Annotated in this window: 12 protein-coding genes; 2 read left to right on the top strand and 10 right to left on the bottom strand. The window is 31.7% G+C overall.

From position 1 onward, the window contains the following. Positions 1–181: 181 nt before the first annotated feature. Positions 182–598 carry a GNAT family N-acetyltransferase gene (locus Ctaglu_RS23570; protein ID WP_125006351.1) on the bottom strand — a complete coding sequence of 139 codons (417 nt, stop codon included), beginning with the start codon at positions 596–598 and terminating at the stop codon, positions 182–184. 257 nt (positions 599–855) lie between these two features. Between Ctaglu_RS23570 and Ctaglu_RS23565 the strand changes: the two genes are divergently transcribed. Further along, on the top strand, positions 856–1,410 hold the full coding sequence (locus Ctaglu_RS23565; protein WP_125006349.1) for a recombinase family protein: 555 nt from the start codon (positions 856–858) through the stop codon (positions 1,408–1,410). 38 nt (positions 1,411–1,448) lie between these two features. Beyond that, positions 1,449–4,448: a Tn3 family transposase gene (locus Ctaglu_RS23560; protein WP_233439932.1), complete on the top strand. Its 3,000-nt coding sequence runs from the start codon at positions 1,449–1,451 to the stop codon at positions 4,446–4,448. On the opposite strand, the gene Ctaglu_RS23555 is transcribed toward Ctaglu_RS23560, so the two are convergent. The 9 genes from Ctaglu_RS23555 to Ctaglu_RS23515 all read right to left on the bottom strand — a co-directional run. Next, a complete protein-coding gene (locus tag Ctaglu_RS23555; protein ID WP_125006345.1) occupies positions 4,438–5,112 on the bottom strand; it encodes an ArdC family protein in 675 nt (224 codons plus the stop codon). The two genes, Ctaglu_RS23560 and Ctaglu_RS23555, sit on opposite strands and share 11 nt — an antisense overlap. 19 nt (positions 5,113–5,131) lie before the next feature. Further along, positions 5,132–5,323 (bottom strand): hypothetical protein, encoded by a 192-nt coding sequence (locus tag Ctaglu_RS23550; protein ID WP_125006343.1) that lies wholly within the window; start codon positions 5,321–5,323, stop codon positions 5,132–5,134. Positions 5,324–5,337: 14 nt separating this feature from the next. Beyond that, a complete protein-coding gene (locus tag Ctaglu_RS23545) occupies positions 5,338–5,568 on the bottom strand; it encodes a hypothetical protein (RefSeq protein WP_125006341.1) in 231 nt (76 codons plus the stop codon). A 13-nt stretch (positions 5,569–5,581) separates the two neighbouring features. Next, positions 5,582–5,818: a hypothetical protein gene (locus tag Ctaglu_RS23540; protein ID WP_125006339.1), complete on the bottom strand. Its 237-nt coding sequence runs from the start codon at positions 5,816–5,818 to the stop codon at positions 5,582–5,584. 77 nt (positions 5,819–5,895) lie between these two features. Further along, a complete protein-coding gene (locus Ctaglu_RS23535) occupies positions 5,896–6,297 on the bottom strand; it encodes a helix-turn-helix domain-containing protein (protein WP_125006337.1) in 402 nt (133 codons plus the stop codon). A gap of 91 nt (positions 6,298–6,388) precedes the next feature. Continuing rightward, entirely contained in the window at positions 6,389–6,610 is a 222-nt protein-coding gene (locus tag Ctaglu_RS23530) for a helix-turn-helix transcriptional regulator (RefSeq protein WP_125006335.1), read from the bottom strand. 838 nt (positions 6,611–7,448) lie between these two features. Continuing rightward, entirely contained in the window at positions 7,449–9,707 is a 2,259-nt protein-coding gene (gene gshAB, locus Ctaglu_RS23525) for a bifunctional glutamate--cysteine ligase GshA/glutathione synthetase GshB (protein ID WP_125006333.1), read from the bottom strand. 157 nt (positions 9,708–9,864) lie between these two features. After that, complete coding sequence (gene fghA / locus Ctaglu_RS23520; protein ID WP_125006331.1) at positions 9,865–10,698, bottom strand: S-formylglutathione hydrolase; 834 nt, start codon at positions 10,696–10,698, stop codon at positions 9,865–9,867. Further along, on the bottom strand, positions 10,688–11,247 hold a 560-nt coding region (locus tag Ctaglu_RS23515), incomplete at its 5' end, for a zinc-binding dehydrogenase (RefSeq protein ID WP_148097606.1). The genes fghA and Ctaglu_RS23515, both read right to left, overlap by 11 nt.

The following is an 11,247-nucleotide window of genomic DNA, read 5'->3' as shown; positions in this document are numbered from 1 at the left end:
TAGGAAGTGTGTATTATAATAAAGAAGTATCTTAATCAAATAGGATACTTCTTTATATTTTATTTAAGTAAAAATTAAATTAATATGATTAGCACTCGTCTGCCACCGTTTTTAGCGGTTTAGTTCTATAAGAAAGATGCGAAGTACCTTTCTATTTTAATCCTTTAATGAGTTACTTATTTTATGTCAATTGCTTTACAAAATAATGGCGTTTACTGGTTAGTGGATATTCTTCTAACGTAAAAACCTCTTTATATCCTAACTTCACATAAAAATCCTTGGCTTGAAAACTAAAAGTATCAAGAAATGAATATTTACAACCTCTTCTTATGGCTTCTACTTCAACATCTTTTAATAGTTTTGAACCTATTTTCTGACCTCTTAATTTTTCATCAACCCATAATAATGATATCTCTAACCAATTACCATGTGTTTCTGCTGAAATCCCTCCTATTTTATAGCCATTTTCATCATTAACGAAAATGGCTATAGGCTTAACTATGTTTAACTCGATATGAGAAAGATTGAATTCTATTAATTTGTTTAAAATTTCACTAGTATCTTGCTCTGTTGGATTATCAGTTATTATATATTTCATACAAACACGCTCCTTTCAATGAAAATACTCCATCATAGTTTACCAATCCGACGTAATTTCTAAGAAAATTATACCACTAAATACTATTTTTACAAACCTATAACCGTCACAATAAGTAGGGTATTTGTGTTAGTACAATTCTATGTCACAAAAGTACCTATTTTATATTTTGTGATAGCACAAAAGTAATGAGGGTGTTTTTGTGACAGATACGGTATAATCTAGCTATAAAATTATTATGAAAGAGGAACTACGCTATGTCTAAAATAGGTTATGTACGAGTATCTACAGTAGATCAAAACACAGACAGACAGGAAATAGCCTTATCAGAGTTAGGGATTCAAAAACTTTTTATTGAAAAGGTCTCAGGTAAAAATACTGAAAGGCCACAATTTAAAAAGATGATGGAATACATTAGAGAAGGAGATATATTGTATATAGAAAGTATATCCCGCCTTGCTCGCAGTACACGTGACTTGCTTTCCATAGTCCAGCAACTTCAGGATAAAAAGGTAGATCTAGTTTCTTTAAAAGAAAACATAGATACTGCTACCCCTCAAGGACGATTTGTTTTAACTATATTTGGAGCATTATCTGAGCTAGAAAGAGAAAGCATTCTTCAACGTCAGAGTGAAGGTATTGCAGCGGCACGTCTAAAGGGTAAGAAATTTGGAAGACCACGAGTTGAAAAACCTAAAGAATGGGATAAGGTAATAAAGCTCTGGAAAAGCAAAGAAATCTCTGCAATTGAAGCAATGAATAGGCTAAATATGAATCGTGGCACATTTTACCGAAGAATTAAAGATACATAAATTTTTACGAAAGAAAGGGGCCGTTATTTTTGCCTGCAATGCACGAAACTGTATATCCAAGATTTAAAAGCAGTATTTCTGAAAAGGAATTAAATGATATATATACTCCCACACAAGAGGAAATTAAATTTTCTTGGAAAGTTACCCGTGGTGAAAATGCAAACTTTTGTTTTCTAATTATGCTTAAAAGTTTTCAAAGACTAGGCTATTTTGTACCACTTACAAATGTGCCACAGGCTATAATACAACATATTTCTAAGACAACGAATATCTCTATTTCTTCAGAGGTTATTGAGAATTATAATAAATCAGGTACAAGACTCAGGCACGTTCAAGTTATTAGAGAATATTTAAAGATAAACCCTTATGGCTCAGATGCTAGGCACGTAATAGTAAGGTCAATTGGAACTGCAGCAAGAACAAAAGATGAACCATCTGATCTTATAAATGTCGCTATTGAAGAATTAGTGCGTAAGCATTATGAATTGCCATCATTTAGTACATTAGTAAGGGCATCAAACAGGATAAGAGTATCTGTATATAGATCTTTTTATCGTCAGATTAATACTCTGCTTAGTGAAGAATCCAGAAGTAAGATCGATAAACTTTTAGAATCGCAGCAAGATATCATATATACTTCATGGAACTTTCTAAAGCAAGATCCTGGCACTCCCACACTTATGCATTTAAAAGATTTAGTCAATTATCTTACATGGCTATCAGTACAAGATGTTGGTACTGAAGTGCTTGCAAATATTCCGGATAATAAAATAAAACATTTTGCAGCTGAGGCAAATACTCTTAATGCTGCACAAATGAAAGCATTAGAACCTAATAAAAGATATACTCTTGCAGCAGCACTATTGGCTGTTCAATCTGCAAAAGCACTGGATGATTTGGCTGAAATGTTTATTAAAAGAATGTCAAGTGTGCATAGAAAAGGAACAGAGGCACTTGACCTTCATAGGACCAAAAATATTCAAATCACTGATAAATTAGTGGTGACGTTACGTGATATGATTTTAGCTTATAAAAAAGATGGAAGCATAGAAGAAAAATTTGCAGCAATCCAATCCGTAATTGAAGAAAAAAGCGATGAAGTACTAAGTCATTGTGAAACGCATGCAGCACATGCGGGCAACAATTATTATTTATTCCTTTGGAAATATTACAAAAGTCATAGAGTGACTTTGTTTAGGATATTAAAAGCCGTTACGCTCCACTCCACAACCCAAGATATATCCCTAGAACAGTCATTGCAGTTTCTTCAGAAAAATGAAACTGTACGCAAAGAATTACTGGATGCAGTTAAAATTGAAAACAAGGGGAAGACCACTGAAAATAAAATTAAGCTTTTAGATCTTTCATGGATACCGGATGATTGGTGGAAACTCATAACGGGATACAGTAACAGAAGTATTTACCCTGATAAAATAAATCGCAGACACTTTGAAGTATGTGTGTTTACACAAATAATGCGAGATTTAAAATCTGGTGATTTATATGTTAAAGGTAGTGACAAATTTTCTGATTATAGAGATCAGCTTATAAGCTGGGAAGAATATGAGGAAGAGAAAGAGTTATATGGTCAGCAAGTAGGACTTCCTGTAGATAGCCATGGGTTTATTGAACACGTGAAAAATTGGCTTAATGAGGAGATTTTAAGTACAGACAAGTCCTTTACTTCTAATCAATACCTAAGAATAGAAAAAGGTATACCGATTTTAGGAAAGCCTGAAAAAAAGAAATATCCTAATCAGTTAAAATTAATTGAATCATTGATTTCACAGCGATTAAAACCTATTAATATTCTTGATGTGATTACTGATACGGAGCACTGGATTAACTGGACAAAGGACTTTAGCTCCATTTCTGGTCATGATACAAAGATTGAAAACCCAATTGAAAGGTACCTTATAACAACTTTTTGTTATGGTTGCAATTTAGGACCTACTCAAACTGCTCAATCGCTAGAAGGTATTAATCGCAAACAAGTAGCGTGGATAAATAATCGTCATATAACAGAGGAAAAAATAGAGCTCGCCATAAAAAATATTATAAATGCCTACAATTGCTTTTCACTTCCTAAGTTTTGGGGTTCTGGTAAAAGGGTCTCAGCAGATGGTACAAAATGGGATTTATACGAGCAAAACTTACTATCTGAATACCACATAAGATATGGAGGATACGGAGGTATTGGATATTATCATGTTTCAGACACTTACATAGCTTTATTCAGTCATTTTATTCCCTGCGGTGTTTGGGAAGCAGTATATATTCTGGATGCAATGATAAAAAACGAATCCGATATTCAACCAGATACAATACATGCAGATACACAAGGGCAAAATTCACCGGTTTTTGCATTGTCTTTCTTGCTAGGCATTGAGCTAATGCCGCGCATTCGTAACTGGAAAGACATTACCCTTTATAGACCATGTAAAGATGCAAAATATGAACATATTGATGAATTATTTTCTGATACTATTGATTGGAATCTTATTGAAACTCATTTTCCTGATATGTTAAGAGTTGCATTATCTATTAAGGCTGGCCGAATTACAGCATCTACAATTTTACGAAAGCTTAGTACTTATAGCAGAAAAAACCGGCTGTATCAAGCTTTTAGAGAGCTCGGAAGGGCTATTCGAACAGGATACTTAATGAAATATATCGGAAGTGAAGAATTAAGAAGTATAATACAGGGAGCTACAAACAAAAGTGAATCTTTTAATTGCTTTACTAAATGGGTGTCCTTTGGTGGCGATGGAATTATCGCAGAAAATAATAGAGATGAACAAAGAAAAATAATAAAGTATAATCATTTGGTTTCCAATTGCATTATATTTCATAACGTTTTTCATATAACTCAAATTCTTCAGGAGTTAATAATGGAAGGTCATAAAATTGAAGAAGATACTATAGCAGCTTTAAGCCCCTACATAACACAGCATATTAATCGTTTTGGACGTTATAATTTAGATTTAAATCGGAAGCCACCGAATATAGACTATAATTTATCTTTGGCTATGGCATAAATGAGCAATTTACTACATTAGGGAAGAACGGCAACGTGATATATATGGTAATAACTGTCTTGTGGCTGTTTTTTGCACGAATCGTTGCCCTACCCCTATTTTCTCCTAACTGGTAATAACCCTTACTACCATTTTCTATATTTTCAAATTCAACTGGTATCTTCGCAACTTCCACTAAAGAACTTTTCATATGCTCATAATTATTTACATTACCCTCCAGTTCATTAATTAATGTTGGTAGCTCCTTACCATTTGTTTGAGATATATCAAATACTGGCACTGACTTAAAACTAATCCACTCTACTCTCTGTTTTTCTCTAATTGGATTACCACCCATGTCAACATAAGGGGTATTTGTTTTAGGGTTTAATTTGTCCATTTCAATCTCTTTTTTATGTTTGTATGGTGCTAATATCCTTAATGATTTTTCTCCTTTAGTTATTTTTCTTCCTAAGCTATTCCATGTTTTCATTCCAGCAACCCTCTGAGCACTAGGGTTCTGCATTTGTAACCATAAAATATTCTTTACACTATAATTATGGAATTTAGACATAGTATCAAGGTATTCTTTAAATTTATCACTTGTAAATACCTCTTTTACTCCTGTCTCTAACATATCCATTATATTTTTTAACTCTTCCTTTTTTTCTTCTAATGTTTTCACACTTAAACCCTCCTGAAAACTAATCTATTGCCATTATTAAATCCTCAATTTCAGCTTGAGAAGATTTGTTTAATTTAATTAATAAATCTTCTTTTACTTCTTTAAGAGCTTCACTGTCAGTATTAATGTTTGTAATTTTCTTTATCACTTCATCTTTTTGCAAATTTTTGATTCCTTTTAAAAACTGTTCTTCCTCAAACGTTACTTTCAAATAGATCCCTTCCTTTAAAAATTTATTTTACCACCCAGAGATGTTGCTAGTGCATTTGCACCTTTTATTATAATAAAAGCTACTGTTGAACTTATAAATACTTTTTTAGCATTTGCACTTCCTTGTTGCCCACCTATAAATAACATTTCATATCCTCCAAATAATAATGCCAACGCATAACATACTACTGCTGGTATTTGTAACCACGTTATGAAACTTGTAATTCCAGTTACTAACTGTTCCATTTCTTATCCTCCCTTATATATTATTTTTGTTTTCTGAATTATTTTCAATTTTAGTTTCTTCAATTTGTTCAGTTTCTTTAGGTTCTTTTTTACCTGCCATTTCAATTAAAAATGATATATTTTCATTTATAAATTCAGTTTGCTTCTCAAGTAGCCACTCTTCATATAAGCCACCTTTTATATCTAATATTTTTTTAACTGCTTCGGTTTTTTCTTTAATCTCTTGTTTAGATATTTTTTTTATTCCCAATTGTTCTTCCTCCTTTATTAAAAAAATTACAAATAAAAAAAACTGCAGTGATTATCATTAAATCAACACAGTTTTTGTTAATAACTTTTTGGTACTCCATAGGTCCTAATGCCACGATTTTCATCAAAAATTAATTTCTTATGATTTTTACTTAACTTATAAGACTGTATATTCATCATTAAAAAAGCATAATCACCAATACTTTCGTTAGGAAGTATTCCATAGCTCTTTTCTTCTCTTATTTCTTTTAAATCATTTACATTAAGAAAATTGCTATGTTCTAATTCAAATTCATTACTACTCTTTACTTTTCTTTGTTCCTTTATTTTTTTAAGTTTTCCTCCTGCTTTTCTTTTAAAAAACATTTTTAAGGTACTTTCTTTAATATTTAATTCCTTTGCTATATCTTTTTGTTTAAATCCTTCCTTTAGTAATTTAATAGCTTTTTCTGTATCAAACGTAACTTTTCTACCTGCCATAAACTTCTCCCTATTTTTTATTTGTGACTTTTTTCACTATTTTTGAACGGACTTCTAACCCTAAATTTTTTATTGGTTTTTTTATACTAAATTATTTAACAGCCCTAACTATTTTCTTTTTATAATCTACTTCTTCAAGTAAATCATCTTCAAAATAATTTAATATTTTTTTAAGTTTTAGGATGATTTTATAGGGAGGGATAATTTTCCCGTTTTCATATGAAGATAATGTGCTTCTACTTTTTCCTATATGCAGTGCTACCTTTTCTTGTTTCAAATTTCCTTGGATTCTTAGCATTGTTAATTTAAGCATTTTTTATTTGTATCCCCCCCCCTTTAGCTATATTTTTATACTTATTTAGAGTAAATGCTTGTACATAATATTATGCTTATACAAATTTTGTTTAAGTTAGCCAAACTAACCTTGTATAAGCATATGTTATTTTAACTAACGTGTCAATAGTCTTATTGTTTTTTAAAATGAAACAAAAAAATAAAGACCCTCGAACTGAGTGTCTTTATTTACTATATGTCGGCTGTACCTGCATTTTAATTTAAGTTAATTAAATACGGGTTGTACTAAAAAATATTAATATTATAATTTTTCTTTTACATATGTCTGTCTTTATTTGTATTTATTTGTCTTTGTATGCCTAATATTTATCAATTACATAGTTTATATCTGCTGTACGCTTATACCATACTATCAACAGGTTTTATACATTTGTTAGACTTAACCAAGTATCTATTATTTTCTGAACCAATTATAAATAGTTATTTAAACACACTTAGGGGTATCATACGCAAAAATGATATTTCACTAATAAAAATACATTCCCAATACATTCAAATATACAATAAGAAAAAAGGCTTTAGTTAAATCTACTATAAGCCTTTATATACAAACGTTTTATGCTGTTTTTATGAATGTAATATTTTAACTAAAAGATTACATTGGCAAATAAAACTTTAAATTTTCAAAAAAATTATTCTACTAACTCTAAAATTAAAATAATTACTTTTATGGAGTGATATTTATCTTAGCGTACGAAATATCATTTTTGCGTACGCTACCCCGAAAAGTGCTATGTTGCAAAGAAAAAATAATATATAAATATGTAATCAAGGTACTGATTATTTACCGCATACTTTTATAATAGTTCAGGGAATAAATAATGTATTATATGCATAGTCAAACGTCGAGACTTTCCTTTGTATGGATAAATATGCATATACATTGATGGATTAAAATTTGCTTCAATAATTCCATAAGCATTTTTATTAGCTGCAGGAACTTCTTTATTATCAATAATCAAATCAATACCACTAATTTTAGCTCCAAGTGCAGATACCGCATCTACCGCTATTTTTTTATAGTCCTCAGGCATTTGATCTGTCACATCAATCGAGTCTCCACCTGTGCTAATATTAGAATTTTCACGCAGATAGATGATTTCATCATTTTTTGGAATCGAATCTATTCGATACCCTTGACCTTTAAGTGTAAGGTTCTCCAATTCACCTAATTGTATACTTTCTAAGGGCGTCCTATGGTTTCTTCCTCTTAACGAATCAAGGTTCTTTTGAATGACTAACTCTTCGATTGTATGCTTACCGTCACCTTTAACATTCGCAGGAATTCGTAATAAAACAGCATGCAATTTATCATTTAACACAAAAAATCTATATTCTGTTCCATTAATAAACTCTTCTATTAATATAGAAGAATCTTCTTTAAATGCGAGTGTGATTGCTTTTTGATAATCTTCGTAATTTGCCCCCTCTTTGAAGAGCGATATTCCCAATCCATAGTTTGTTGTTTTCGGCTTCACAACAAAAGGTTTGGTGGAAAACATATCATAGTAACGTAAAGCTTGCGCTATGTCATTAAATTCCTCACCTATCGGCACACGGAATCCATGTTGTTGAAGAATTTTCTTTGTTACTGTCTTATTTTCCATAATTAAAGTGGATACATAACTATCTTTACTTGTCATATTACCATTTTTCACATATTCAACATGATCTTTTAATTGAAGCTTCAAAAATTGTTCTTGTCGATCCAATATTTCTACCTGGATTCCTTGCTGAATAGCATCAAACATTAAAATCTGAGTGGACAACTCCATGTCAGTAAATCCTTTTAATTGATATGGCTTATCCCATGATTTTTTTTGATTTTCTTTAGCAATATGCGTAGCTACTTGACCTTGACTGCTTTTTTCACTCTCTTTATAAAGTCTTCCAGCTAAAGTTTTACTTGGGTCCATTAACATTTGTCTCAGATTAACAAATAACGTATCTGAAATAGTCAAATCTAAAATTTCTACGAAATGTTCCATCTCATCAATAATATTTTTAGCATCTACTTCAAATTGTGTATGCTCTAATGGATGCTCAAGAGCCACTACATCATTGTAAAAATCACCTTCTTTTACCCACTCATCACAATGACTACCTTCATCTTTCCATAGTAAATAAATTAAAAAAAGGTGTAGAAATTCTGCTTGTTCATAGCTAATTCCATTCTTTTCAAAAGGATTTAAATCTATATTTCTCAATTCAACATACCTAACACCGTGATCTTCTAAATCCGAAACATGATGACCGCCTCTTAAACGGACAGCTGAATAAAATTCTTTTTCTTCCATTAGAATGCCTCTCTTAACCATTAAAGAGAGATTTGATATATAGTTCTGTAAACTGCTATATGACACTTGAACATTACCATGATTAGTATAACCATATTTACTGCTTCTAATACTTCTTACTGGCTCATTCATAGAATCTTCTTCAAAAAAATTCTTCTCACTAGTAGGAGAAGCTCCATAAAAATAAGTTACTAACCATCGATAATGTAAATAGTTTCTTGTGGTTTTTAGATAAATCTCTGTTTTGAAATGTTGATAATCTTTTATCTCCGATTGTAAGTTAAATAACGATTGGAGTAACTCGTCACCGAATTCAAAGTTGAAATGAACACCACTAATCATTTGTTTACGACGGCCATAAGAATTGGATAACGATTGACGATATCGAACATTTTTAAAATTTTTCAATTTCGCAATAACAATATCTTCTTCTTTTTCTGGCAACTGTGGTGGCATGCTTAATGGCCAAAGCATTTCATTATCACCCATAGAACGATAAGCAACATCATGAATAGCTGCTAAGCAATTAAACAGTTCCTCTAGTGTTTCAGCAACAGGTGTGATTAATTCCATCTGTGTTTCTGAAAAATCTCGCTGAATATAAGGGTGTTCATCTCTTATCGAAATACTTTTAGGATGATCCGTTTTAACTAAATTTCCTGATAAGTCAACTCGTTGACTTTCTTTTTCAACCCCATAGCGGGCTTTTAATAAGTTTGGTTTAACACGGTCATTGACTAACATTTTTTTAATATCCATATTATATATACCTCATAATTAACTTATTTTTTTCTAAACCATTTCTTATTTTTAGATAGTGTGTGTTTAAAACACGACAATATGTAATAATGAAAAATATCCACATTTAATTGCAATGTAGATATTTTTCATCCAATATCTTATTGTAAAAAAAGAATCATTTTAAGTGCTTCATATGGAAATCGAAATGGTCTTCTAAGAAAGTAGCAATAAAGAAATAGCTATGATCATAACCTTCAATTTTCTTGTAATTTACTTCTTGGTTATTTTCTCGAGCATTTTCTAAGAAAGTAGTTTCTTCCAATTGTTCCGGATAAAACATATCTTGAGTTCCTTGCGTAATGAGAATGGGTGGAATATCAGTTCCTTTGACCAGTTCTGAAGCATCCCATTCTTTCCAAGAAGCTTTGTCTTCACCTAAATAAGATGAGAAAGCTTTTATTCCCCATGGGACTTGACTAGGACTTAAAATAGGAGCAAAAGCAGAAATCGATTTGAATCTCGCAGCATTTTTCATGCCGATCACTAAAGCACCATGGCCTCCCATTGAGTGGCCCATTATACTTTCTTTTCCTGAAAAATTATGTACTAAAGTTGACGCAATGCCTGTTAATTCATCTGTGACATAGGTATACATTTTATAATGCTTTGCCCATGGATCTTGCACCGCATTTAAATAAAAACCAGCACCTTGTCCAAGGTCCCATGCTTTATCATCAGTAACATTTTCTCCACGTGGTGAAGTATCTGGAATAATGACTGCCACTTGATATTTTTCAGCCAATCTTTGAAATCCACTTTTTTGACTAAAATTATCATCTGTACAAGTTAAACCAGATAGCCACCAAATAAGAGGGATTTTTTTCTTTTCTTTATTTGATGGTAAGTAGATACTAAATGTCATATCACATTGTAATACTTCTGAATAATGGCTGTACTTACATTGTTCTCCATCGAAAGCGTAATGTTGTTCAATACGTTTAAGACTCATTATCTGACTCTCCATATGTTAAAATAGTACGGATTGACTCACCTTTATGAAGCAAATCAAATGCCTCATTGATATCTTTAAATTCTAAGTGGTGTGTAATAAACGAATCTAAATCAATTTTACCATTCATATAATCTTCAATCATTCCTGGCAGTTCAGTTCTTCCTTTAACTCCACCAAAGGCTGATCCACGCCATACTCGACCAGTTACTAATTGGAATGGACGCGTATGAATCTCTTTACCTGCACCTGCTACACCGATAATAATACTTTCGCCCCAACCTTTATGACAACTTTCAAGAGCAGACCTCATTACTTCAACATTACCAATACACTCGAAGCTATAATCTACTCCTCCATCCGTCATTTCAATCAAGACTTCTTGGATTGGTTTATCAAATTTGGAAGGATTTACAACATCGGTTGCTCCCATTTTTTTAGCCAATTCAAACTTATCTTCATTTAAGTCTACAGCGATAATTCGGCCTGCTTTTGCTTGAGCCAATCCTTGAATAGCAGCTAATCCAATAGCTCCTAAACCAAATACGG

This window comes from Clostridium tagluense, assembly GCF_003865095.1.
In the GTDB taxonomy this organism is placed as follows: Bacteria; Bacillota; Clostridia; order Clostridiales; family Clostridiaceae; genus Clostridium_AD; species Clostridium_AD tagluense.
The sequence above is the reverse complement of the archived record's forward strand: the minus strand, read 5'-3'. Positions and strand labels throughout refer to the sequence as shown.

Coding starts and splice junctions, on each gene's coding strand:
- Ctaglu_RS23570 (WP_125006351.1), bottom strand. CDS start 598: ATGAAATATATAATAACTGATAATCCAACAGAGCAAGATACTAGTGAA.
- Ctaglu_RS23565 (WP_125006349.1), top strand. CDS start 856: ATGTCTAAAATAGGTTATGTACGAGTATCTACAGTAGATCAAAACACA.
- Ctaglu_RS23560 (WP_233439932.1), top strand. CDS start 1,449: ATGCACGAAACTGTATATCCAAGATTTAAAAGCAGTATTTCTGAAAAG.
- Ctaglu_RS23545 (WP_125006341.1), bottom strand. CDS start 5,568: ATGGAACAGTTAGTAACTGGAATTACAAGTTTCATAACGTGGTTACAA.
- Ctaglu_RS23535 (WP_125006337.1), bottom strand. CDS start 6,297: ATGGCAGGTAGAAAAGTTACGTTTGATACAGAAAAAGCTATTAAATTA.
- Ctaglu_RS23530 (WP_125006335.1), bottom strand. CDS start 6,610: ATGCTTAAATTAACAATGCTAAGAATCCAAGGAAATTTGAAACAAGAA.
- gshAB (WP_125006333.1), bottom strand. CDS start 9,707: ATGGATATTAAAAAAATGTTAGTCAATGACCGTGTTAAACCAAACTTA.
- fghA (WP_125006331.1), bottom strand. CDS start 10,698: ATGAGTCTTAAACGTATTGAACAACATTACGCTTTCGATGGAGAACAA.